The sequence below is a fragment of the Castellaniella denitrificans genome, assembly GCF_027214045.1.
Taxonomy (GTDB): Bacteria; Pseudomonadota; Gammaproteobacteria; order Burkholderiales; family Burkholderiaceae_B; genus Castellaniella; species Castellaniella denitrificans_A.
Map to the genome: position 1 here is coordinate 115,838 of NZ_JAPWHE010000007.1, position 21,890 is coordinate 137,727.

Below are 21,890 nucleotides of genomic sequence, written 5' to 3' on the forward strand. Positions count from 1 at the left end.
TCTCGGGTGAGCGTCGGTGTTCACTGCTTGTTTTTTGACCACGCCATTCTAAATCCCTTTCGGGGCGGGGTGTGCGGAGATCGGTTGTAAACTGGCGCCCTATGCTGATCATCGGATTCGAAAGCTCCTGCGACGAGACCGGCGTGGCCGTGGCGTGCACTGAACGCGGCCTGCTGGCGCACGCCCTGCACAGCCAGGTCGCCATGCATCGGGACTACGGCGGCGTGGTGCCTGAATTGGCCTCGCGCGATCACATCCGCCGCATCGTGCCGCTCACGCGGCAGGTGCTGGACGAGGCCGGTGTGCGGCCGGACGATCTCGATGCGGTGGCCTATACGGCAGGCCCCGGTCTGGCCGGGGCCCTGCTGGTGGGGGCGGGTTTCGCCCGGGCCTTCGCCTGGGCCCGGGATCTGCCCGCCATGCCCATCCATCACCTCGAAGGCCATCTGCTGTCGCCCCTGCTGGCCGACGAGACACCCGGTTTCCCGTTCGTGGCGCTGCTGGTGTCGGGCGGCCATACCCAGTTGATGCGGGTCGAGGGCGTGGGCCGCTACGAATTGCTGGGCGAGACCCTGGACGATGCGGCGGGCGAGGCCTTCGACAAAAGCGCCAAGCTGCTGGGGCTGGGTTATCCGGGCGGACCGGAGCTGTCGCGCCTGGCCGAGGCCGGCGACCCGCGCGCCCATGCGCTGCCTCGCCCCATGCTGCACAGCGGCGATCTGGATTTCAGCTTCAGCGGCCTGAAGACGGCCGTGCTGACCCGGATGCGGTCCCTGCGGGACGCGGGCCTGGATACCGACCACGCGGCCCGCGCCGATCTGGCGGCTTCGACCGAAGCGGCCATCGTCGATGTGTTGGCGTCCAAATCCCTGGAGGCGCTGCGCCGCACGGGGCTGAGGACTCTGGTCGTGTCGGGCGGCGTGGGCGCCAACCGGCATTTGCGTGCGCGGCTGCGCGAAGCGCTGGGCGCCTTGGGCGGGCGGGTGTACTTTCCGCCTTTGCACCTGTGCACCGACAATGGCGCGATGATCGCCTGGGCGGCCGTGCTGCGGGTACGCGCCGGTCTGGTCGATCTGCCGTCCTTGCGCGGCGATGCCGCCTTCGCGGTGCGGCCCCGCTGGGATCTGCGGGATGTCTGCGCCGCCTGAAACGCCCCCGGCGGGGCTGGGGCGCGCCTACTTTTTCTTCGCCCCGATCCTGCTTTCCTTGCCCGCCAGCAGCCGGGCGATGTTTTCCCGATGACGGGCCAGCAGCAGGACGCTGATCAGCACGATGACCGAAATGGTCAGCGCGTCCGTGCGCCAGGCCACCTTGTCCCCCAGGATGTAATAGAACGGCGCGAAGACGGCCGCGAGGATCGCCGCCAGGGACGAATACCGCGTCACCCAGGCCACGATCAGCCAGGTCAGCGCGGTGGCCAGGGCCAGCCAGGGTTGCAGGGCCAGCAGCACGCCCAGGGCCGTGGCGACGCCCTTGCCGCCGCGAAAGCCCAGAAACAACGGGTACAAGTGGCCCAGGAATGCGCCAAGGCCGGCCAGGGGAATCGCGGTGTCGGGCAGCAGGCCGCGCTGCGCGGCCCAGGCGGCCAATGTCACGGCCAGCCAGCCCTTGGCGGCGTCGCCGAGCAGGGTCAGGACGGCCGCCGGCTTGTTGCCGCCACGGAGCACGTTGGTCGCACCGGGATTGCCCGAGCCGAAGCTGCGCGGGTCTTTCAGCCCCATGACGCGGCTGACCACGACGGCGAAGGAGACGGAGCCCATCAGATAGCCGATGAACAGGGCGGTGGCCACGCCGAGCACGGAGGTGAAAAGAGTCATGGCGAAGGGAAGCGGCGGGGCGGCCCGCTCGAGGTGGGTGACGAGGGCATTTTAAAGGAAGCGCCGCACAAGTCCTCGCGGCGGGGCGCGGGTACAATTCGCACCATCCGGTTTCAGGCGGGAACGAAGAAAATGCGCATCCTGGTGTCCAACGACGATGGCTACAACGCGGCGGGGATCGAAGCCCTGGCCGCGGCGCTGCGGCCTCTGGGCGACGTCACGGTGGTGGCGCCGGAGACCAATTGCAGCGCCGCGTCCAATTCGCTGACGTTGCGCCGGCCCCTGTCGGTGCGCCAGGCGGCCAACGGTTTTCATTTCATCAATGGGACGCCCTCGGACTGTGTCCATGTGGCGTTGACCGGCCTCCTGGGATTCAGGCCCGATCTGCTGGTCTCGGGTATCAACAACGGGGCCAACATGGGGGACGACACCCTGTATTCGGGCACGGTGGCGGCCGCGATGGAAGGTTACCTGTTCGGCGTGCCGTCCATGGCCTTTTCCCTGGTGGACCGCGAATGGCGGCACCTGGACTGCGCCGCCCGGGTGGCCCACGATCTGGTGGCGCGGTTCCGCGACCGCCCCTGGGACGAGCCGCTGCTGCTGAATGTCAATATTCCGGCGGTGCCCCATCGCGATCTGACGGGCCTGCGCACCACCAGGCTGGGGCGCCGCCATCCCGCCGAACCCGTCATCCGCAGCATCACGCCCTACGGCGATACCGTCTACTGGATCGGCCCGGTGGGACGGGCGCTGGACGGGGGTGCCGAGACGGATTTCGGCGCCATCGAGGCACGCGCCGTGTCGATGACCCCCTTGCGCGTCGATCTCACGGATCACGCGCGGACCGATGCGATCGCCCGCTGGATGGAAGACCAATGAACAAGCCCCGCCATCCGCTGGACAAGCCTTCCCGCAGCGCGCGGGTTTCCCCGACGGGCTCCGCGCTGGGGCCCGGCTATTCGGCCGCCAACAGCAATACGCGCATTCACGGGCCGCGTCCGTTCACCCTGCCGTCATCCCCGGCCCGGACGTCCGAGGCGCCCGCCGCCAATCTGGGCCTGAATTCCGACCGGTTGCGCCTGCAGATGGTGCAGCGCCTGCGCGAACAGGGCATTGTCGACGAGCGTGTGCTGTCGGCCATGCAGGCGGTGCCGCGCCACCTGTTCGTGGACCAGGGACTGGCCAGCCGGGCCTACGAGGACGCCGCCCTGCCGATCGGTTACGGCCAGACGATTTCCCAGCCTTGGGTGGTGGCGCACATGCTGTCCGTCATGTGCGAGGGCCGTACGCCCGGAAAGGTTCTGGAGATCGGCGCCGGCTGCGGTTACCAGGCCGCCGTGCTGGCCCAGTTCGTGCCCGAGGTCCATGCCATCGAACGGGTGCGCGGCCTGTACGAGCAGGCGCGATTGAATCTCGCCCAGGGCCGGTCGCGCGGGCGGGTGCGCCTGACCTTCGGCGACGGGATGCAGGGGCTGGAACGTCGCGCGCCCTTCGATGGCATTGTCGTCGCCGCCGCGGGGGTTAAAATCCCTGAAGCCTTGCTGCATCAATTGGCCGTTGGGGCGCGTCTGATCGCCCCGGAAGGCTCGGCGCATCAAAGGCTGATCCTGATCGAGCGCACCGGGCCGTCATCCTGGCACCGGCGCGAGCTCGAAGATGTCCGATTCGTACCGCTGCGTCCCGGCACGCAGACCTAAGTAGGAGAACCACATGCTCGATGGGACGCTGGTGACAGATGCTCCGTTCACCCAACCGCCGCGCACCGGGCGTTTTTTGTCGCATCGCCGTCCCAAGGCGAAAACGGCCCTGCTGCTGGCCGTCCTGCTGTCGGCCGCCGTCCTTTCAGGCTGCGCCTCGCGCTCCGCGCGCGCGCCCGTTTCCGACCACTCCCGCGGCGGCGCCGCCTCCACGGCGGGCGCCCAGGCCAAGGGCACCTACGTCGTGCGGGCGGGCGACACGCTCTACAAGATCGCTCAGGATCACGGGATGGAGGTCTCCCGCCTGGCGCAGTTGAACAACATCGGTGATCCGACCCAATTGGCCATCGGTCAGGTCCTGCGTCTCGACAGCGGCACGCCGATGCCTGCTGCTGGCTCGACGGCCACGACGACCCCGGGCAAGGCCGCGGCGACTCCGGCCGGTGGCGAAAGCGCCGGGACCGCCGCCAGCGCGCCGGCGCCGGCCGAGACATCGGCGTCGCGTGCCGGCGACGCGGGCCTGATTTCCTGGGGCTGGCCCAGCAATGGCAAGATCATCCAGGGCTTCAACGCCACCACCAAGGGCATCGACATCGAGGGCGCGGTGGGTGCGCCCGTGACGGCCGCCGCCGAGGGCAAAGTCATGTACGCGGGCAACGGCGTGCGCGGCCTGGGCAACCTGATCCTGTTGGGTCACAGCAACGGCTTCATCACGGCTTACGCCCACAACCAGTCCCTGCTGGTCAAGACCGGCGAATCCGTGAAGAAGGGCGCTAAGATCGCCACGCTGGGCCAGAGCGACACCACTTCGCCGCGCCTGCACTTCGAGATCCGCCGCCGCGGCACGCCCGTTAACCCCCTGTCCTACCTGCCGTCGCGATGATCCCGACGCTGGTCTTCGACCTGGAAACGATCCCGGATGCGGACGGTCTGCGGCGTCTGGATCCGCAGTGGGCCGACCTGTCTGACGCGGACCTGATCGAGGCCGCGCTGGCCCGGCGCCGCGAGACACACGGCAACGATTTCCTGCCCCTGCACCTGCAGAAAATCGCCGTCATCGGCTGTGTGTTCCGAGACGACCAGGGTTTTCGCGTCCGTACCCTGGGCCAGGCCGACGACCCTGAGGAAACCCTGATCGCGGGGTTTTTCAAGACCATAGGCCATTACACGCCCACCCTGGTCAGCTGGAACGGTTCGGGCTTCGACCTGCCGGTCCTGCACTATCGCAGCCTGATCCACGGCGTGGCCGCGCCGCGCTATTGGGACACGGGCGAAGACGACCGTGATTTCCGTTTCAACAACTACCTGAACCGCTATCACACCCGTCACGTCGACCTGATGGACGTACTGGCGAAGTTCAATGGCCGCGCCAACGCGCCGCTGGACCAGCTGGCAAAACTGTGCGGCTTTCCCGGCAAACTCGACATGGACGGCGGCCAGGTCTGGCAGGCCTGGCACGCGGGGGACCGGGATCACGTGCGCAACTACTGCGAGACCGACGTGGTCAACACCTGGCTGGTGTATTGCCGTTACCGCCTGATCAAGGGTGAACTCGATGCCGCTGCCTATGCGGCCGAACTCGCGCTGGTGCGCGACACCCTGACGGCGATCGACGCGCCGCACTGGAAAGCATTTCTCTCCGCCTGGCCTCATGACTGAACCCATCCTGTTGTCCCTGGACGTCGAATCGCTGGATCTCGAAGGCCAGGGCATTGCCCACCACGAGGGCAAAGTCGTCTTCATCGAGGGGGCGCTGCCCGGCGAGCGGGTGCTGGCCCGCGTGACGCGGCGCAAGCCGTCCTTCGACAAGGCCAAGGTCGAGCGCGTGCTGCGCGCTTCTTCGCAGCGCACCCGGCCTCCTTGCCCCCATTTTGGCGTCTGCGGAGGCTGCGCCATGCAGCACCTGGAGCCGGCGGCCCAGATGGCCGTCAAGCAGCGTTCACTGGAAGACGCCCTGGCGCACATCGGCAAGGTCAGGCCGATGCAGATCCTGCCTGCATTGCAGGGACCGACTTTCGGCTACCGCCACCGCGCCCGCCTGTCCGTGCGCCTGGTGCCGAAAAAGGGCGGCATGCTGGTGGGTTTCCGCGAACGCGGCAGCAGCTATGTGGCCGACATGCAGTCCTGTCTGGTGCTGCCGCCGCATGTCTCGGCCCTGCTGATGCCGCTGCGGGAATTGATCGGCGGTCTGTCGCGTCCCGACCGCATGCCGCAGATCGAGGTGGCCGTCGGCGACGAGGCCACCGTCTTTTGCCTGCGTCACCTGGAACCCCTGACGCCTTCCGATCTGGACAGTCTGCGCGGTTTCGGCGCGCGGCACCACATTGATTGGTGGCTGCAGCCGAAGGGGCCGGAAACGGCCCATCCCCTGGACCCGGCACGCGCCGATGTCCTGGCTTACGCATTGCCGGCCTATGGCTTGCGCATGCATTACCGACCGGCCGATTTCACCCAGGTCAATCCGCACATCAACCAGGCGCTGATCGGGCGCGCGCTGAGCCTGCTGGAAATCCAGCCCGGCGACCGCGTGGCCGACCTGTTCTGCGGTCTGGGCAATTTCAGTCTGCCGCTGGCTACGCAGTGCCGCGCGGTCGTCGGTGTCGAGGGCAGTGCCACGCTGGTGACCCGCGCCCGAGAGGATGCCGCCCGCCAGGGCCTGGCGGACAAGGCCGACTTCACCGAGCTCAATCTGTTCGAGATCGACGCCGGCTGGCTGCGTGGCCTGGGCTATTTCGATCGCATGCTGATCGATCCTCCGCGCGAGGGCGCCCTGGCCGTGGCGCAGGCTCTGGCCGATCTGGCGCCCAGGGAACGTCCGCGCCGTGTCGTGTATGTGTCCTGCAATCCCGCCACGCTGGCCCGCGATGCCGGCCTGCTGTGTCATGTGGGCGGATGGACACTGAAGGCCGCAGGCGCGGTCAATATGTTCCCGCACACGGCGCACGTGGAGTCGATCGCGGTCTTCGAACCCTGAAGGGCGTCGTATGGGCCATGGGAATGCCGCTCCGGATGCTCAAGGCAAGCGAGCCATCCCGCGCACGGTCTGGATGCTGGGCCTGGTCAGCCTGTTCATGGATCTTTCGTCGGAACTGATCCACAGCTTGCTGCCGATCTTCCTGGTGTCGGGCCTGGGCGCCAGCATGTTGGCCGTCGGCGTCATCGAAGGCGTGGCCGAGGCGTCCGCGCTGATCGTCAAGGTTTTCTCCGGCGCGATCAGCGACTGGCTGGGCCGGCGCAAGGGCCTGCTGCTGGCGGGTTACGGTCTGGCGGCCTTGAGCAAGCCCCTGTTCCCTCTGGCGCATTCGGTGGGCACAGTGTTCGCCGCCCGTTTTGTCGACCGGATCGGCAAGGGCATCCGGGGCGCGCCGCGCGATGCCCTGGTGGCGGATGTGACACCGCCTGAAATCCGCGGCGCGGCCTTCGGTCTGCGCCAGTCCATGGACACGGTGGGCGCGGTCCTGGGACCGGGTCTGGCGGTCGTGCTGATGCTGGTCTTCACGGACATCCGGCATGTCCTGTGGTTCGCCGTGGCGCCCGGCATCGTCGCCATGGCCCTACTGTTCTGGGGGGTGCGCGAGGCGCGTTCCGATCGGGGCGAGGCCAGGCCGTTCCGCTCGCCCATCCGCTGGAACGCGGCGCGCGGCTTCGGCGCCGCCTATTGGCGGGTCGTGGCGATCGGCGCCGTGTTCACGCTGGCGCGTTTCAGCGAGGCTTTCCTGATCCTGCGCGGTCAGGACATGGGCCTGAGCGCCGCCTGGGCGCCCGCCGTGCTGATCGTGATGTCGCTGTTCTTCATGTTGTCGGCCTATCCGGCCGGCTGGCTGTCGGACCGTGTGCCGCGTACCGCTGTCCTGGCGGTCGGCCTGGTCCTGCTGGTGCTGGCGGATCTGGCGTTGGCGGCCACGGGCGGCGGCGCCTGGGCGCTGCTGGCGGGCTCGGCGCTGTGGGGGTTGCACATGGGCTTCAGCCAGGGGATCCTGTCCGCCATGGTGGCGGACACGACACCCAAGGATATGAAGGGCACGGCCTTCGGGGTCTTCAACCTGGCCAGTGGCGTCTGCATGCTGCTGGCCAGCGTCCTGGCCGGCTGGTTATGGCAGGATTGGGGGGCGTCCGCGACCTTCCTGGCCGGCGCGGCCCTTGCCGCAGTGGCGTTGCTGGGGCTGGGGATGCCGGTGTGGCGTCTGAAAAAGGCCGGTTGATCCCGCAGGCTGGCGGTGCGGGCTGTTTGGCGCATGGACGCTATGTGCGGGCGTGCTCGCGGAGAAAATCCACAAAGGCCATCACGCGAGCGGAGTGTCGCCGTTCGGGGCTGAGCACCGCGCTGACAGGCAGCGCGGTGGTCTGATAATCATCGAGCACAGTGAGCACCTTGCCCTGTGCGACATCGGCTGCAAACAGCCACTCCGGCGACAGGGAAATGCCCAACCCGGCGAGCACCATCTCGCGAATCGCTTCGCTGCTGTTGCTGGTCAGGTTGCCTTTGATTGAAACGTCAATTTCTTCCGAGGCGCGCTTGAAGCGCCACCTGTCATAGTGCTCCAGCAAAGTGAAGCCGATGCAGTTGTGATCTGAGAGCCCGTCGGGCTCGCGCGGTGTCCCGCGACGATGCAGATAGGCAGGCGCCGCATAGACATACCGGGTGCTGGCGCCGAGCGGCACCGCCACCAATCCCTCGCTTCTGACCGCGCCGATCCGGATGGCCAGGTCGATATTTTCCTTGAGCAGGTCTTCGTTGTGATCGCTCAGGCGCAGGTCGATCGCGACATCGGGATGACGCTTCATGAATTCTCCGATCAGGGGCACTGCGCACAGTCGCCCGTAACTGACGGGCGCTGCGAGCCGGATGGGACCGGCGATCCGTTCATGGCCGCTGGAGAAGCTGAGCGTCGCAGCCTCGACGTGGGCGAGAATTTCTCGGCATTGATCGTAGAACCGTCGTCCCTGGTCGGTCAGGGACAACTGCCTGGTGCTGCGGGCGAACAACGGCCCACCGAGATATTGCTCCAGCGCGCGAACCTGTTTGCTGACCGACGGCTGCCCCATGCCCAACTCCCGTGCAGCCGCGGAAAAAGAACCGCGCTCCACGACGCGGACAAAGGCGCCCATGTTTTCAAGCAGGTCCATGGGTATTCAGGCCTCTAAAGGAATAAATGATATGCCAACTGTGCCTCTTATCAGAATATATAAAGCACGGCAAGCTATCCGTGTTCATTTCACAGAGGTCCTACATCATGAATCACACCATGCTTGCCGCGATCGCGGAATCCGCCCAGACACCGCTGGCCTTGCGTCATATCCCCAGCCCCTCCCCGGCCAAAGGGCGGGTGCTGGTCAAAGTCCATGCCGCAGGGGTCAATCCTCTCGATGTCAAGATCGCAGCGGGCGCCGCCGCCCATGCCCGTCAGGCGTTGCCCGCGGTGCTTGGCCTGGATCTGGCCGGCACCGTCGTCGAGTCGGGAGAAGCGGTCAATGACTTTTCCCCGGGCGACGAGGTCTTCGGGATGGCGGGCGGGATTGGCGGCGCCCAGGGCGCCATGGCCGAATACATTGCGGTCGACGCACGGCTGCTGGCGCTGAAGCCTCGTACATCGGACATGCGCGAGGCGGCCGCATTGCCTCTGGCATTCATCACCGCGTGGGAAGGCCTGGTGGATCGCGCCAATGTCCGTGCCGGCCAGCGTGTGCTGGTTCATGGCGGCGCGGGCGGAGTCGGTCATGTCGCCGTGCAACTGGCCAAGGCCCAAGGCGCCGACGTCTATGCCACCGGGTCGGCGGACAGTCTCGACTTCATCCGCTCATTGGGGGCCACGGCAATCGACTATCAGCTGGAGAGTCCGGATGATTACATCGAGCGGCATACGGCGGGAGAAGGTTTCGACATCGTCTACGATACGGTTGGAGGCAGTACGCTGGACGCGTCGTTCAAGGCCGTGAAGGCCTATTCGGGGCATGTCGTGAGCTGTCTGGGATGGGGGCGGCACAGTCTTGCACCGCTGTCGTTCAAGGGCGCGACCTACTCGGGCGTATTCACTTTGATGCCATTGCTGACCGGCAAGGGGCGTGGACACCATGGCGCGATATTACGCGCCGCGGCCGCGTTGGTGGATGCCGGGCGGCTGAAGATCAGGGTGGATCGGCATCCTTATCAACTGCACGAGGTCAACGAGGCATTTCGCCAGGTCGAGGAAGGCAGGGGCAAGGGCAAGACGGTCATTTCGATGCCGGCAGACCGTTCCGCCGCGCCGCAATGAGCCGCGACCGGCCTGTCCGGCGCGCGCCCGGCAAGCGGACCCATCCGGGTCAGCCCGCCGTGGCGGTTCCCCGGCCTGGCTATTCCTTGCGCGCCGTCTGATCCAGCACCCGCTGCGCCTCGATGCGCACGCGTTCGGGCGCGGTGCCGCCGATGTGCTTGCGGGCGGCGACCGAACCCTCGAGCGTCAGCACCTCGAACACGTCGTCCTGGATGTCGGCATGGAAGCCGCGCAGTTCGTCCAGGGACAGGTCGGCCAGATCGCAGCCGCGCTGTTCGCAGGAACGCACCGCCAGCGCCACGGTCTCGTGCGCGTCGCGGAAGGGCACGCCGCGCTTGACCAGGTAGTCGGCCAGATCGGTGGCGGTCGCGTAGCCCTGCAGCGCGGCGGCGCGCATGGCGTCGGCCTTGACGCGCACCCCGCCGATCATGTCGACGAAGATCGTCAGCGTGTCGCGGATGGTGTCGGCGGTGTCGAACAGGCCTTCCTTGTCTTCCTGATTGTCCTTGTTGTAGGCCAGGGGCTGGCCCTTCATCAGGGTCAGCAGCGCGACCAGGTGGCCGTGCACGCGGCCGGTCTTGCCGCGCGCCAGTTCGGGGACGTCGGGGTTCTTTTTTTGCGGCATGATCGAACTGCCGGTGCAGAAGCGGTCGGCCAGGTCGATGAAGCCCACGCGCGGGCTCATCCACAGGACGAGTTCCTCGGACAGGCGCGAGATGTGCGTCATGATGAGTGAAGCGGCCGCGCAGAACTCGATGGCGAAGTCCCGGTCGGAGACGGCGTCCAGGGAGTTGCGGCAGACCTCGTCGAAGCCCAGGGTGCGGGCGACCCGTTCGCGGTCGATGGGGTAGGATGTTCCGGCCAGCGCCGCGGCGCCCAGGGGCAGGCGGTTGGTGCGGCGGCGGCAGTCGGCCAGGCGCTCGGCGTCGCGGCCGAACATTTCAGCGTAGGCGAGCAGGTGGTGGCCGAAGGTGACCGGCTGGGCGACCTGCAGATGGGTGAAGCCCGGCAGGATGGTGTCGGCGTGCTCCAGGGCCAGTTCGGCCAGCCGGTGGCGCAGTTGCCCGAGCAGGTCGATCGCCAGGTCGATCTCGTGGCGCAGCCACAGGCGGATGTCGGTGGCGACCTGGTCGTTGCGCGACCGGCCCGTGTGCAGGCGTTTGCCCGCGTCGCCGATCAGTTCGACCAGACGTTTTTCGATGTTGAGGTGAACGTCTTCCAGGTCCAGCGACCAGGTGAAGCCGCCGGCGCGGATTTCTTCCAGGATCTGCGCCATGCCGCGCCGGATGTCGGCCAGGTCGGCGGCGCTGATCACGCCCACGGCCGCCAGCATGTCGGCGTGGGCCAGTGAGCCCTGGATGTCGAAGGCCGCCATGCGCTGGTCGAAATTGACCGAGGCGGTGTAGCGCTTGACCAGGTCGGAGACGGGTTCGGAGAAACGGGCCGACCAGGCCTGCGACTTGTTGTCGAACTGATTGTGTGCGGACGGGGTATTGGACATAGTGGGCGCATTATAAAGGAGGGGAGCCGTCGGGCCCGCGACCGCGCCCTGGCCCGGGCGTGCGGCCGGATGCGCCCCGGGACCGGGCGGGCATCGTCTGCGCTATATTAAAAGCTTTTCAGCGGAATCCCGATACCATGGCGCAGCCCGAAATGAAGCAGATCACTGCGATCGTCAAGCCCTTCAAGCTCGACGAAGTGCGCGAAGCCCTTTCCGAGCTGGGCGTCAACGGCCTCACCGTGACCGAGGTCAAGGGCTTCGGCCGCCAGAAAGGCCATACGGAACTCTATCGCGGCGCGGAATACGTGGTGGACTTCCTGCCCAAGATCCGCATCGATGTCGTGGTGGCGGCCGAACAGGCCGAAGGCGTGATCGAGGCGGTCATCCGCGCCGCGCGTACCGGCAAGATCGGCGACGGCAAGATCTTCGTCACCCCGGTCGAACAGGCCGTGCGCATCCGCACCGGGGAAAGCGGCATCGAGGCCCTGTAGCCTCTTCAGGCCACGCCAGTCCGGCCCCTGGCCGCCACCGTCCAGAACGACGGCAGGAAATATTCCGCTACCAGCAGCGGCTGGCCCAGGCGCATGAACACCGAATGCCGGGCCAGGATCGAAGCGTCCACGGCGGCGTCGGCCCATGTCCCGTCGGCGCGGCGAACCCGCAGCCGGCCGAAGCGGAAGCCGCTGCGCTCGATGCGCGAATCCAGGTACAGGATGTCGGCCAGCGGGCGCTGACCCAGGCCGCGCATCGCTTTCCAGGCGCCCAGGCTGGCGCGCAGCGGTGTGAAACTGCAGGCCTGGACGGCGGATACGCCATCGATCGTCATGAGGATCTCGCGCCACCAGACCGGCGTGCCGGCCAGCACGCCGGTCTCGGTGGCCCAGCCGGGCGTCAGGGCTTCGACGGCCTCGCGGCGCACCGCCAGGCGGACTTCGCCCAGTCGGCGCAGGCCGGCGGTCAGCGCGCCGGGCCGGCGCAGCCAGGCTTGCCGCAGTCCGTCCAGCGCGGGGGCGGGCATGCCGCGCCAGGATCGGGGCAGGGCGGTGTCCGGAGTCATGGAAAATCGGGTGATCGGGGAGGTTGCTCAAGGGGCCTCACGATAGCACGGCCGATCCGGCGCGGCGGGCGCGATACAATGCGCAGCATCATGGAACCGGTCCGAATCTCAAAACTCATGGCCCAGCGGGGCCTGTGCTCGCGGCGCGAAGCCGACGCCTATATCGAACGCGGCTGGGTGCGCGTGGACGGCAGGATCGTCAGCGAGCTGGGCACCAAGGCGCTGCCCAACGCCCGCATTACGCTCGAACGCCAGGCCGCCCGCCGCCAGACCGGCAAGGTCACGATCATCCTGAACAAGCCGGTCGGCTATGTCTCGCATCAGTCCGACAAGGGCCACCGCCTGGCGGCGTCCCTGATCCAGGCGCGCACCCAGTACCGGACGGGTCATGGTCCCTCCTTCGATCCTGCGCACCTGCGGGGCCTGGCGCCCGCTGGGCGGCTGGACATCGATTCCCAGGGACTGCTGGTCCTGACCCAGGACGGTCGCATCGCGCGCCAGCTCATCGGCGACGATTCCGGGATCGAAAAAGAATATCTGGTGCGCGTCGAAGGTCGCCTGTCGAGCAATGGGCTGGCCCTGCTGAACCATGGCCTGTCTCTGGACGGCCAGGCCCTGCGGCCGGCCCAGGTGCAATGGCAGAACGAGGACCAGCTACATTTCATTCTGCGCGAGGGCCGCAAGCGCCAGATCCGCCGCATGTGCGAACTGGTCGGGCTGAAGGTCGTGGGCCTGAAGCGTGTGCGCATGGGGCGCGTCGTGCTGGGCGACCTGCCCGTGGGCCAGTGGCGTTATCTGCGGGACGGCGAACGTTTCTGAGCGACTGGCCGTCCGTCCGCCGCATGGCCCGCGCGGGCGGCGGGTTTGCGTGTCGCAGAGGCATCGCCCGTCGCGTTCCGGGACTGCCCGCTGATGGCCAGCGTATGCCGGGCGTGCCCGTCCTGGGCCAGCGTCTTCGTCAGCCAGGGCAGGGCGGCGCGCAGTTCCTCGTGCAGTGTCCAGGGGGGGTTGACGACGAACATGCCGCTGCCGTGCAGACCCAGGCCGTCGGCCGCGGGCTTGCGCACCGTGAGGGTGGCGTGCAGCCATTCCACCGGCAGCCGTTCCAGCGCGCGGGCCATTTCGTGCGCCTGGATGCGTTGAACCAGGGGATACCAGACCGCAAAGCAACCGGACGCGAAGCGCTCCAGGCCGTCGCGCACCGCCTGCAGGACGTGGCGGTAGTCCCTCTTGTCCTCGTAAGACGGATCGATCAGGACGATGCCTCGCCGTGTCGGCGGCGGCAGCAGCCGTTTCAGTCCGTCGAAGCCGTCCTCGCGGGCGATGGTCACCTGGCGGCGCGAGGTGCCCAAGTGCCGCAGCGTGCTTTCCAGTACCTCGATTTCCGTCGGGTGCAGCTCGAACAGCCGCAGCTTGTCGTGCGGGCGCAAGGCGCGCAGGGTCAGCGCGGGCGATCCCGGATAGCGGTTGGCCACGCCGTCGGGATTGAAGTCCTGGATGGCGTGGAGGTAGCGCGTCACCAGTTCCGGAGGCTGGGCGGCGCCCAGCAGCCGGTCCAGGCCGTCGACGACTTCGCCGCTCTGGCCGGCCCATTCGCCATCCAGGGCGTACAGACCCGCGCCGGCATGGGTGTCGATCACCCAGTAGGGCGCATCCTTGCGGTTGAAGTAATCCAGAATCTGGACCAGGATGGCGTGCTTCAGGACATCGGCGTGATTGCCGGCGTGAAAGGCGTGGCGGTAGCTGAACATGGCGGCCTGCGGGGTTATCGGACCAGGCCGGGCGCGTCCGCCCGGACGTGACGCAGCGCGTCGGTGAAGACCGCGTGACAGCCCCGGTCGAACAGCGCGCGGGCGAGGTCGGGGTCGTCGACCGTCCAGACGGCCAGGGTGGCGCCCTGGTCCAGAATGTCGCGCACCGCGGCCTCGTCGGCGTGCCGGGCATCGATGTTCAGGCCGATGCAGCCCAGGCCTTGCTGGCGCAGTCGCCAGTCGGCCGGCACCGGGCCTTCGATGAGCAGGGCGCGCGGCAGATCGGGTGCGGCCGCTCGGGCGGCCTCCAGGGCGGCTTCGGAAAACGACGACAGCAGGGGCGGCAGATCGGCGCCCGCCCACAGGCGGGCGGCCTCGCGGGCCACGGCTGTGCCGGTCTCGGCTTCGTGGCCCGTGGTCGGCTTGATCTCGATGTTGCTGTGGATGTGGTGGGCGCGGGTGCAGCGGGCCACGGCGTACAGGGAAGGGGCGGGCTCCCCGGCGAAATCCGGTCCGTGCCAGCCGCCGAAGTCCATCCGGCCCAGCGCGCGCCAGTCCAGTTCGCTGGCCAGGCCGCTGCCATCCGAGGTCCGGTCCACGGTGTCGTCATGCAGCAGGAAGGGCATGCCGTCGCGACTGAGCTTGACATCGAATTCCACCATGCCGAATCCGGCGGCGGCGCCCGTGCGCATCGCCGCCAGGGTGTTTTCCGGGGCCAGGCGGCCGCCGCCTCGGTGGGCGATGAAAGCCGGCCAGGGCCAGGCGGGATGGGATGGGGGCATGGGGGCTGGATCGTCGAGTAAGGGGTCAACACGCATTTTAGCCAGCGTGCGCACGCCCTGCCAGGCGGGCGTCCTTCGCCTTGGCGGGGCGGCGTGTCAGGGTGGTAAACTGCGGGACATTTCGTTCGCGCGGCCCTGGGGCCGTCAGTCTCCAGCAGGTGAGCCGTTTATGTTCGATTTCATTCGCACGCATCAGCGCCTGATGCAGTTGATCCTTCTGATTCTCGTGGTGCCGTCCTTCGTGTTCCTCGGGATCAGTGGCTATTCGTTCGTGACGGCCGATCCCGCCCTCGTCGAAATCGGCAAAGCTTCCGTCAATCGTGACGAATTCGTGCAGGCCCAGCGCAGTCAGCTCCAGCAGATGCAGGAAAGCAGCCAGGGCCGCTTCGACCCTGCCTTGCTGGACAATCCGCAGGCGCGCCAGGCCCTGCTCGACCAACTCATCGACCGCAAGCTGCAGATCGATGTGGCGACGCGGAATCATTTCAGCGTGTCGGACGGCGCCTTGCGCCGCGCCATCGCCGCCATGCCGCAGTTGCAGGTTGACGGGCAGTTCTCCCCCGATCGCTACCACGAGGTCCTGACGTCCTATGGCCTGACGCCGCGCGACTTCGAGGCCGGACAGCGTTCCGAGCTGGCGCTGGATCGCGTGCTGGGCCCGGTGAGGGACACGGCTGCCTTGCCGGCCCCGGTGCTCGACGGCCTCAAGCGCGCCCTGACCGAAGAGCGCACCATCCGGCTGCGGGTCTTCAAGGCCGGGGACCACGCCAAGGACGTCCAGGTGTCCGACAAGGACATCCAGGCCTGGTACGACGGCCATCAGGACGCGTTGCGCCTGCCCGATCAGGTATCCGCCGATTACCTCGTGCTCGACGAGGCCGCGGCTCTGGCCAGCGTGCCGACCATCGAGGAAGCCCGGCTGAAGGATTATTACGAGCAGAACAAATCGCGCTACGTGGTGCCGGCGCGCGTCAACGTCAGCCACATCCTGGTCAAACTGCCGGCCGGCGCCTCCGAAGAGGTCGCCAAGACCGCGCTGGCCAAGGCTGCGGGCATCGCCACCCGCGCCCGCGCGGAACCGTCCGGGTTCGCCGATCTGGCGCGCAAGGAATCCCAGGATGCCGGCACGGCCCGCGAAGGCGGTCGTCTGGGCTGGATCCAGCGCGGCACGCTGCCGCTGGCGATGGAGCAGGCCGTGTTCGCGCTCAAGCAGGGTGAAGTCTCGGATCCGGTAAAGGGGCCGGACGGCTACCATGTCTTCATGGCCGACCAAGTCCAGCCCGAGCAGGGCGAATCCTTCGAGCAGGCCCGCGCCAAGGTCGAGGACGAGGTGCGCCGTCAACTGGCCGCCGACCGGTTCGCCGACATGGCCACCAAGCTCACCAGCCTGGTCTATGACAATCCGTCCAGCCTGGACCCCGCCGCCAAGGATCTCGGCCTGCAGGTCCGCAAGGCGGACGGGATCGCGCGCGACCGTCTGCTGAGCGCCGACGAGGCCGGCGCGGGCGCGGCTTCCGCTTCCGGCGATTCGGCCATTCTTGGCGATGTGCGCGTGCGCCAGGCGCTGTTCAGTTCCCAGGTCCTGACCGACAAGCAGAATTCCGGTGTGATCGAGATCTCGCCCGACACCATGGTCGTGGTGCGCGTGCACGACGTGACACCGTCCCATGTGCCGGCGCTGGACCAGGTCAAGAACCACATCCGCGCACAGTTGACCGACGAGCGCGCGCGCGCCGCCGCCGTGGCCGAAGGCGAAAAGGTGCTGGCCAGCCTGGGCGCCCAGCCTTCCACCGAGGGGTTCGGCGAACCGGCGACCGTCAGCCGCCTGGACCCCGCCGGCCTGTCCAAGGACGTGCTGGACGCCGCGTTCTCGATCCATACGGACAAGGCCTTGCCGGCTTTCGGCGGCGTGGCGCTGGCGCGCGCCTACGCGATCGTCCAGGTCGACGCGGTCCGGCCCGGCACGACGGACGCGCCCGCGCTGGCCGGCCTCGGACAGCAGATGGCCCGTGTCTGGGGCAGCGTGGAGCGTCAGGCCGTGCTGGCCGAACTGCGTCAGCAACTGGGCGTCAAGGTGACGGACGAGGGCCGCAAGCTGATCGAGCAGGGCGACAGCGGATCGAATTGATCCCGCTTCCAGCGTCGCGCCATGAAGAAGGCCCCGGTATTCCGGGGCCTTCCTGTTTTGGGTATCCTGAGGTGAGGTGTGGCATCTCTCCACGTCGCGGCTTGCAAGCCGCTCCGATTCGGCAGGCTGGGCATTTTCGGATTGCGGCATCTCTCCGCGTCGCGGCTTGCAAGCCGCTCCGATTCGGCAGGCTGGGCATTTTCGGATTGCGGCATCTCTCCACGTCGCGGCTTGCAAGCCGCTCCGATTCGGCAGGCTGAAAATGGTCCGCGGGGACCATTTTCAGTCCTGCCTCATCCCTTCGCTCTGACGATTTTCTGGACTTGGGGGACGTGCCGGATGGCGCGGATGACCTGGGCCAAGTGCTTGCGGCTGTCGACCTGGACCATGATGCTGAGCAAGGCCGTGGCCGCAGCCTCGTCAGGCATGCTGAGCTGGATGATGTTGGATTCGGCTTCGGTGATTTCCGCCGCCAGCCGACCCAGCACGCCGCGTTCATTCAGTACTGTCAGTTCCAGGCGCGTGGTCAGGTGCCGTGCGGTGTTGGTGTCCCAGATCACCGGAATCCAGCGCTCAGGCTCGCGCGCGCGCTGGCGCATCGCCACCGGGCAGTCGCTCATGTGCACCACCAGCCCGTGACCCAGGCGGATGCCGCCGATGATCGCGTCACCCGGGAGTGGGCCGCAGCAGGATGCCAACTGGACCGCCTGGCCCTCGTTGCCATGGATCACGATGGGCGCGCTGGTGACGGAGGTGAATTCGTCCACCGCCATCGCGGTGGTTTCCAGCATGGCGTTTTCCGGGGCGAAGCGGCGCGCCACCACGGCCGCCAGGCGTTTGCCCAGACCGATGTCGGCCAGGATTTCCGTGCGCGAGGCCCCGCCCGAACCTCGGGTCAGCCGTTCCCATTGCGGATCGTCGTCCTTAGGGTAGGGGATGGACAGCTGGTCGAAGGCCTGGTTCAGCAGCCGGCGACCGAAAGCCACGGATTCCTCGTAGCGTTCGTTGCGCAGGTAATGGCGGATTTCCGAGCGCGCGCGTCCGGTGCGCACGTAGTTCAGCCACTGGGCGCTGGGGCGCGAGGCGGCCGAGGTGACGATCTCGACGGAATCGCCGCTGTGCAGTTCCGTGCGCAGCGGCGAAAATTCTCCGTTGATCTTGGAAGCCACGGCATGATTGCCGACGTCCGTATGGATCGCATAGGCGAAATCCACCGGCGTGGCGCCGCGCGGCAGCGACAGGATCTTGCCCTGGGGCGTGAACACGTAGACCGCGTCCGGGAACAGGTCGACCTTGACGTGCTCCAGGAATTCACCGGAATCCCCGGTCTGGCTCTGGATGTCCAGCAGCGACTGCAGCCACTGGTGGGTGCGCTTTTGCAGGTCGTTGAGCGAAGTGCCCTGTTCCTTGTACAGCCAGTGTGATGCCACGCCTTCCTCGGCCACGTGATCCATGTCGCGGGTGCGAAACTGGAATTCCACCGGCGTGCCGTAGGGGCCGATCAGTGTCGTGTGCAGGGACTGGTAGCCATTGATTTTCGGGATGGCGATGTAGTCCTTGAACTTGCCGGGCACGGGTCGGTACAACTGGTGCAGCGTACCCATGGCCAGATAGCATTCCGGCAGGGTATGGACGATGATGCGAAAGCCGTAGATGTCGAGCACGTCGGAAAACGACTTTTTCTGCTCGACCATTTTCTTGTAGATGCCGTAGAGCGACTTTTCCCGGCCGTTGACCTCGGCGTCCAGTCCGGCGGCGGGCAACGCGGCGCGCACGGCCTCTGCGATCTTGGAAATGACCTCGCGGCGGTTGCCCCGCGCCGCCATCATGGCCTTGTGCAGGACGGCGTAGCGGTTCGGATGGATGGCCTTGAAACAGCGGTCCTGAAGTTCCCGGAACAGGGCGTTCAAGCCCAGCCGGTGCGCGATCGGCGTGTAGATGTCGAGGGTCTCGCGTGCCACGCGCCGGGCTTTTTCGGGGTTGACCGCGTCCAGCGTGCGCATGTTGTGCAGCCGGTCGGCCAGCTTGATCAGGATCACGCGCACGTCGCGCGCCATGGCCAGCAGCATCTTGCGGAAGGATTCCGCCTGTTGCTCGGCCTTGGTGGCGTATTCGAGCCGTTCGAGCTTGGTCAGTCCGTCAACGATTTCGGCGACTTCGAGACCGAATTTTTCGGCCAGTTCCTGCTTGCTGACGTTTTGATCCTCAATCACGTCGTGCAGCAGCGCGGCCATGAGGGAATCGGCGTCGAGCTTCCAGCCGGCGCAGATCTCGGTGACGGCGATGGGGTGCGAGATGTAGGGTTCGCCGCTGGCGCGGAATTGTCCCAGGTGGGCGTTGTCGGCGAAGCGGTAGGCTTCGCGGATCCGTTCGATGTCGCGCGGGCCTAGATACCCGGAGATGATCTGGTTGAGTCCGGCCAGCGAGGCGATTGGAATGGGTGCGGGTTCGGACTGCTGGGCAGGGGTCGTGTGCGGCTTGCGCCGCCGCAGGCGGGGGCCCTTGCGCAGGACGGCGAGCAGTCCCGAGGACGCGCCGCGCAAGCCTGAGAACGCCATGGCCCGCCCCGGAATCAGGTGGGGACTTTGCGCAGCATCTCGGTGCCGACCAGGCCCTGTGCGATTTCACGCAGCGCGGTGACCGTGGGTTTGTTGTGGCTCTGGATGCGGGCTTCGTGCCCCTGGGCGAGTTCGCGGGCGCGATAGGTCGCGACCAGGGTCAGGTCAAAGCGGTTGGGAACTTGCTTGAGGCAGTCTTCTACGGTGATGCGGGCCATATGTGTCCTGGTTCAGGATGCGGTTGACAGTGGTTTTCGGATACCCAGCTGCATGAACAGTTCGGCGTGCCGGACGGATTGCGCCGTATAGCGCAGGCGGGCCGCCCCGATGACTTGCCGGAGTTGTTCCAGGGCAATGCTAAATTCTTGATTAATAATAACATATTCACAATCCGAGGCATGCGCCATTTCGCCGCCCGCGGCGAGCAGCCGCCGGGCGATGACCTGGGGCGCGTCCTGGCCGCGCTTGTTCAGGCGGGCTTCCAGAGCCTCGATCGAGGGTGGCAGGATGAAAATGCCGATTGCCTGGGGATAATGGCGGCGCACCTGGAGGGCGCCTTGCCAGTCGATTTCCAGAATGATGTCGGTGCCGCCGGCCAGGGCCTGGTCGACCCGGTCGCGGGGCGTGCCATAGAAATTGCCGTGAACCTCCGCCCATTCGAGCATGTCGCCCCTGTCGCGCAGCGCCTGGAAGGTTTCCACGGACACGAAGCGGTAGTGCTTTTTGTCTTCTTCTCCGGGACGGGGCGTGCGGGTGGTGCAGGAGATGGACAGGGCCAGGGTGGGATCCTGTTGCAGCAAGGCGTTGACCAGGCTGGACTTGCCCGCCCCGCTGGGGGCGACCACCATGAAAATATTGCCGGAAGACGGCGTATTGCCGGAGGACTGCGTCATGTCGGATTCGTGTCAGCGTGCGGCGGATGCCGCGTCGGGCTGGCCGAGTTCGGCCAGCGCTTCGGCATAGGCCTGGGGGCCCGTGCACAGGAAGACGATGGCATCGCCCGGATTCAAGTTGAAGAGCACATCCTGGATCTGCTCCGAGGCGTCGTCGCCGTCGTGGATGGCGGCCACGTGGACGTCGCCGTCCCCCTGGAACTGTTCGGCGGGAACCAGTTCCGCGACCTGTTCGATGTCGGCTTCCCGCTGGGCCACATAGACCCGGAACGGCAGGTCTTCCAGGGTGATGTCCAGGACCAGCCCCCGGTCCAGATGGGCGATCAGTCGGCTGTCGAGCGGCATGGGCGTGGCTGAAGTGGGACGAATGGGCAATTATAGACGTTTTGCCCGGTCGGCCCCGGGTCAGGCGGCGCCGAACGTCGCCACGACGGGGGCGTGGTCGGATGGCTTGTCCCAGGCGCGCGGTGTCTTGTCCACGCCGCATTCCTGGCAGCGCTCCGCGAGATCTCGCGTCGCCAGGATATGGTCGATGCGCAGGCCGGCGTTGCGCCGGAAGCCCATCTGGCGGTAATCCCACCAGCTGAAGGTACGTGGCGGCTGGTCGAACAGGCGGAAGGTGTCCCGCAGACCGAGGCCCAGCAGGTCGCGGAAGGCCTGGCGTTCAGGGTCGGAGACCAGGATGCCGCCCGCCCATGCGGCGGGGTCGTGCACGTCCTCGTCGGCAGGGGCCACGTTGTAGTCGCCCAGGATCGCCAGGTCCGGATGGCGGCCGATCTCGGCGTCCAGCCAGCCGCGCAGCGCCTGGAACCAGTCCAGCTTGTAGGCGTACTTGTCGCTGCCCACCGCCTGGCCGTTGGGGCAATAGGCGCTGATGACGCGCACGGGCTTTCCGTCCGGGGCGTGCAGGGTAGCGGCGATGATCCGTTGTTGCGGATCCTCGTAGCCCGGGATGTTGCGCTGCACGTCCAACAGGGGCGTCCGGCTCAGGATGGCCACGCCGTTGTAGGTCTTCTGCCCCGCCCAGCAGGCGTGGTAGCCGGCGGCCAGCAGGGCTTCGTGGGGGAATTTCTCGTCCGGCAGCTTCAGTTCCTGCAGGCATAACGCGTCGACCGGGTTGGCCTGCAGCCAGTCCAGGACGTGTCCCAGGCGGACGTTCAGGGAGTTGACGTTCCAGGTGGCGAGTTTCATGGACAGCGGAGTTCGTGCAAAGAGCCTTATGGTATCAGCCGTCCGCCTCAACGTCCCCGATGCGCCAGCCGGGGCGCCGCTGCCGGTCTGGGCAGCGCGGCGGCGGGCCGTTCGGCGGCCTGGCCGTCCTGATTCCTCAGCCGGAAGGTGGCGACCAGTTGCGCCAGGGTGTCGGCCTGCGCCTGCAGGCTGGCGGCCGCGGCGGCCGATTCCTCGACCAGGCTGGCGTTCTGGCGGGTGACGTCGTCCATCTGGGTGACG

General features: G+C 67.2%; 22 protein-coding genes and 1 pseudogene. 11 read left to right on the top strand and 12 right to left on the bottom strand.

Going from position 1 to position 21,890, the window contains the following annotated elements; genetic code table 11:
* Window positions 1-101: 101 nt before the first annotated feature.
* Complete coding sequence (tsaD, locus tag O4H32_RS10950; RefSeq protein ID WP_269359110.1) at window positions 102-1,148, top strand: tRNA (adenosine(37)-N6)-threonylcarbamoyltransferase complex transferase subunit TsaD; 1,047 nt, start codon at window positions 102-104, stop codon at window positions 1,146-1,148.
* A gap of 27 nt (window positions 1,149-1,175) precedes the next feature.
* On the opposite strand, the gene plsY is transcribed toward tsaD, so the two are convergent.
* Entirely contained in the window at window positions 1,176-1,817 is a 642-nt protein-coding gene (gene plsY, locus O4H32_RS10955; RefSeq protein WP_269359112.1) for a glycerol-3-phosphate 1-O-acyltransferase PlsY, read from the bottom strand.
* A 132-nt stretch (window positions 1,818-1,949) separates the two neighbouring features.
* On the opposite strand from plsY, the gene surE reads away from it, so the two are divergent.
* The 6 genes from surE to O4H32_RS10985 are packed head-to-tail and all read left to right on the top strand — an operon-like array spanning window position 1,950 to window position 7,716.
* Window positions 1,950-2,696 carry a 5'/3'-nucleotidase SurE gene (gene surE, locus O4H32_RS10960; RefSeq protein ID WP_269359114.1) on the top strand — a complete coding sequence of 249 codons (747 nt, stop codon included), beginning with the start codon at window positions 1,950-1,952 and terminating at the stop codon, window positions 2,694-2,696.
* A complete protein-coding gene (locus tag O4H32_RS10965) occupies window positions 2,693-3,514 on the top strand; it encodes a protein-L-isoaspartate(D-aspartate) O-methyltransferase (protein ID WP_269359116.1) in 822 nt (273 codons plus the stop codon). The genes surE and O4H32_RS10965 overlap by 4 nt, the downstream gene beginning before the upstream one ends.
* 13 nt (window positions 3,515-3,527) lie before the next feature.
* On the top strand, window positions 3,528-4,397 hold the full coding sequence (locus O4H32_RS10970; protein WP_269359118.1) for a peptidoglycan DD-metalloendopeptidase family protein: 870 nt from the start codon (window positions 3,528-3,530) through the stop codon (window positions 4,395-4,397).
* The gene (locus O4H32_RS10975) at window positions 4,394-5,173 is read left to right on the top strand and encodes a 3'-5' exonuclease (protein ID WP_269359119.1); all 780 of its coding nucleotides are present in this window, start codon (window positions 4,394-4,396) and stop codon (window positions 5,171-5,173) included. The genes O4H32_RS10970 and O4H32_RS10975 overlap by 4 nt, the downstream gene beginning before the upstream one ends.
* On the top strand, window positions 5,166-6,488 hold the full coding sequence (gene rlmD, locus O4H32_RS10980) for a 23S rRNA (uracil(1939)-C(5))-methyltransferase RlmD (protein WP_407932647.1): 1,323 nt from the start codon (window positions 5,166-5,168) through the stop codon (window positions 6,486-6,488). The genes O4H32_RS10975 and rlmD overlap by 8 nt, the downstream gene beginning before the upstream one ends.
* Window positions 6,489-6,498: 10 nt before the next feature.
* On the top strand, window positions 6,499-7,716 hold the full coding sequence (locus tag O4H32_RS10985; protein WP_269359121.1) for an MFS transporter: 1,218 nt from the start codon (window positions 6,499-6,501) through the stop codon (window positions 7,714-7,716).
* A 40-nt stretch (window positions 7,717-7,756) separates the two neighbouring features.
* Here the strand turns inward: O4H32_RS10985 and O4H32_RS10990 are convergent, their stop codons facing one another.
* On the bottom strand, window positions 7,757-8,641 hold the full coding sequence (locus tag O4H32_RS10990; RefSeq protein WP_269359123.1) for a LysR family transcriptional regulator: 885 nt from the start codon (window positions 8,639-8,641) through the stop codon (window positions 7,757-7,759).
* Window positions 8,642-8,748: 107 nt separating this feature from the next.
* On the opposite strand from O4H32_RS10990, the gene O4H32_RS10995 reads away from it, so the two are divergent.
* Complete coding sequence (locus tag O4H32_RS10995) at window positions 8,749-9,768, top strand: zinc-dependent alcohol dehydrogenase family protein (RefSeq protein ID WP_269359125.1); 1,020 nt, start codon at window positions 8,749-8,751, stop codon at window positions 9,766-9,768.
* Window positions 9,769-9,847: 79 nt separating this feature from the next.
* On the opposite strand, the gene argH is transcribed toward O4H32_RS10995, so the two are convergent.
* Entirely contained in the window at window positions 9,848-11,269 is a 1,422-nt protein-coding gene (gene argH / locus O4H32_RS11000) for an argininosuccinate lyase (RefSeq protein WP_269359127.1), read from the bottom strand.
* Between the two features lie 152 nt (window positions 11,270-11,421).
* On the opposite strand from argH, the gene O4H32_RS11005 reads away from it, so the two are divergent.
* Window positions 11,422-11,760 carry a P-II family nitrogen regulator gene (locus tag O4H32_RS11005; RefSeq protein WP_269359163.1) on the top strand — a complete coding sequence of 113 codons (339 nt, stop codon included), beginning with the start codon at window positions 11,422-11,424 and terminating at the stop codon, window positions 11,758-11,760.
* Window positions 11,761-11,765: 5 nt separating this feature from the next.
* Here the strand turns inward: O4H32_RS11005 and O4H32_RS11010 are convergent, their stop codons facing one another.
* On the bottom strand, window positions 11,766-12,326 hold the full coding sequence (locus O4H32_RS11010; RefSeq protein WP_269359128.1) for a chorismate--pyruvate lyase family protein: 561 nt from the start codon (window positions 12,324-12,326) through the stop codon (window positions 11,766-11,768).
* Between the two features lie 90 nt (window positions 12,327-12,416).
* Between O4H32_RS11010 and O4H32_RS11015 the strand changes: the two genes are divergently transcribed.
* Window positions 12,417-13,145, top strand: coding sequence for a pseudouridine synthase (locus O4H32_RS11015; RefSeq protein ID WP_269359129.1), 729 nt, complete (start codon window positions 12,417-12,419; stop codon window positions 13,143-13,145).
* On the opposite strand, the gene O4H32_RS11020 is transcribed toward O4H32_RS11015, so the two are convergent.
* Window positions 13,118-14,077 (bottom strand): 23S rRNA (adenine(2030)-N(6))-methyltransferase RlmJ, encoded by a 960-nt coding sequence (locus O4H32_RS11020; protein WP_269359132.1) that lies wholly within the window; start codon window positions 14,075-14,077, stop codon window positions 13,118-13,120. The two genes, O4H32_RS11015 and O4H32_RS11020, sit on opposite strands and share 28 nt — an antisense overlap.
* A 14-nt stretch (window positions 14,078-14,091) precedes the next feature.
* The gene (gene ugpQ / locus O4H32_RS11025) at window positions 14,092-14,859 is read right to left on the bottom strand and encodes a glycerophosphodiester phosphodiesterase (RefSeq protein ID WP_269359134.1); all 768 of its coding nucleotides are present in this window, start codon (window positions 14,857-14,859) and stop codon (window positions 14,092-14,094) included.
* A gap of 169 nt (window positions 14,860-15,028) precedes the next feature.
* Here ugpQ and O4H32_RS11030 point away from each other — a divergent pair, with 169 nt between their 5' ends.
* Window positions 15,029-16,987, top strand: coding sequence for a SurA N-terminal domain-containing protein (locus O4H32_RS11030; protein WP_269359136.1), 1,959 nt, complete (start codon window positions 15,029-15,031; stop codon window positions 16,985-16,987).
* 293 nt (window positions 16,988-17,280) lie between these two features.
* Here the strand turns inward: O4H32_RS11030 and O4H32_RS11035 are convergent, their stop codons facing one another.
* The 6 genes and pseudogenes from O4H32_RS11035 to O4H32_RS11060 form a co-directional block, all read right to left on the bottom strand.
* A complete protein-coding gene (locus O4H32_RS11035) occupies window positions 17,281-19,545 on the bottom strand; it encodes a RelA/SpoT family protein (protein ID WP_269359138.1) in 2,265 nt (754 codons plus the stop codon).
* 14 nt (window positions 19,546-19,559) lie between these two features.
* Window positions 19,560-19,763, bottom strand: coding sequence for a DNA-directed RNA polymerase subunit omega (gene rpoZ, locus O4H32_RS11040; RefSeq protein WP_269359140.1), 204 nt, complete (start codon window positions 19,761-19,763; stop codon window positions 19,560-19,562).
* A gap of 12 nt (window positions 19,764-19,775) precedes the next feature.
* Window positions 19,776-20,438: a guanylate kinase gene (gmk, locus tag O4H32_RS11045; protein WP_269359142.1), complete on the bottom strand. Its 663-nt coding sequence runs from the start codon at window positions 20,436-20,438 to the stop codon at window positions 19,776-19,778.
* A 12-nt stretch (window positions 20,439-20,450) separates the two neighbouring features.
* Entirely contained in the window at window positions 20,451-20,783 is a 333-nt protein-coding gene (locus O4H32_RS11050; RefSeq protein WP_269359144.1) for a hypothetical protein, read from the bottom strand.
* Between the two features lie 60 nt (window positions 20,784-20,843).
* Complete coding sequence (gene xth, locus O4H32_RS11055; RefSeq protein WP_269359145.1) at window positions 20,844-21,629, bottom strand: exodeoxyribonuclease III; 786 nt, start codon at window positions 21,627-21,629, stop codon at window positions 20,844-20,846.
* A gap of 47 nt (window positions 21,630-21,676) precedes the next feature.
* A pseudogene (locus O4H32_RS11060) lies at window positions 21,677-21,890 on the bottom strand (methyl-accepting chemotaxis protein); the annotation flags it as partial.

Bases quoted from the DNA above. Each gene is read 5' to 3' on its own strand.
- O4H32_RS11005 (WP_269359163.1), top strand. From the start codon at position 11,422: ATGAAGCAGATCACTGCGATCGTCAAGCCCTTCAAGCTCGACGAAGTG.
- O4H32_RS11035 (WP_269359138.1), bottom strand. From the start codon at position 19,545: ATGGCGTTCTCAGGCTTGCGCGGCGCGTCCTCGGGACTGCTCGCCGTC.
- O4H32_RS10995 (WP_269359125.1), top strand. From the start codon at position 8,749: ATGAATCACACCATGCTTGCCGCGATCGCGGAATCCGCCCAGACACCG.
- rlmD (WP_407932647.1), top strand. From the start codon at position 5,166: ATGACTGAACCCATCCTGTTGTCCCTGGACGTCGAATCGCTGGATCTC.
- ugpQ (WP_269359134.1), bottom strand. From the start codon at position 14,859: ATGCCCCCATCCCATCCCGCCTGGCCCTGGCCGGCTTTCATCGCCCAC.
- plsY (WP_269359112.1), bottom strand. From the start codon at position 1,817: ATGACTCTTTTCACCTCCGTGCTCGGCGTGGCCACCGCCCTGTTCATC.
- O4H32_RS11020 (WP_269359132.1), bottom strand. From the start codon at position 14,077: ATGTTCAGCTACCGCCACGCCTTTCACGCCGGCAATCACGCCGATGTC.
- O4H32_RS11030 (WP_269359136.1), top strand. From the start codon at position 15,029: ATGTTCGATTTCATTCGCACGCATCAGCGCCTGATGCAGTTGATCCTT.
- O4H32_RS11015 (WP_269359129.1), top strand. From the start codon at position 12,417: ATGGAACCGGTCCGAATCTCAAAACTCATGGCCCAGCGGGGCCTGTGC.
- O4H32_RS11050 (WP_269359144.1), bottom strand. From the start codon at position 20,783: ATGCCGCTCGACAGCCGACTGATCGCCCATCTGGACCGGGGGCTGGTC.
- O4H32_RS10990 (WP_269359123.1), bottom strand. From the start codon at position 8,641: ATGGACCTGCTTGAAAACATGGGCGCCTTTGTCCGCGTCGTGGAGCGC.
- xth (WP_269359145.1), bottom strand. From the start codon at position 21,629: ATGAAACTCGCCACCTGGAACGTCAACTCCCTGAACGTCCGCCTGGGA.
- gmk (WP_269359142.1), bottom strand. From the start codon at position 20,438: ATGACGCAGTCCTCCGGCAATACGCCGTCTTCCGGCAATATTTTCATG.
- argH (WP_269359127.1), bottom strand. From the start codon at position 11,269: ATGTCCAATACCCCGTCCGCACACAATCAGTTCGACAACAAGTCGCAG.
- O4H32_RS10975 (WP_269359119.1), top strand. From the start codon at position 4,394: ATGATCCCGACGCTGGTCTTCGACCTGGAAACGATCCCGGATGCGGAC.
- O4H32_RS10970 (WP_269359118.1), top strand. From the start codon at position 3,528: ATGCTCGATGGGACGCTGGTGACAGATGCTCCGTTCACCCAACCGCCG.
- tsaD (WP_269359110.1), top strand. From the start codon at position 102: ATGCTGATCATCGGATTCGAAAGCTCCTGCGACGAGACCGGCGTGGCC.
- O4H32_RS11010 (WP_269359128.1), bottom strand. From the start codon at position 12,326: ATGACTCCGGACACCGCCCTGCCCCGATCCTGGCGCGGCATGCCCGCC.
- O4H32_RS10965 (WP_269359116.1), top strand. From the start codon at position 2,693: ATGAACAAGCCCCGCCATCCGCTGGACAAGCCTTCCCGCAGCGCGCGG.
- surE (WP_269359114.1), top strand. From the start codon at position 1,950: ATGCGCATCCTGGTGTCCAACGACGATGGCTACAACGCGGCGGGGATC.
- O4H32_RS10985 (WP_269359121.1), top strand. From the start codon at position 6,499: ATGGGCCATGGGAATGCCGCTCCGGATGCTCAAGGCAAGCGAGCCATC.
- rpoZ (WP_269359140.1), bottom strand. From the start codon at position 19,763: ATGGCCCGCATCACCGTAGAAGACTGCCTCAAGCAAGTTCCCAACCGC.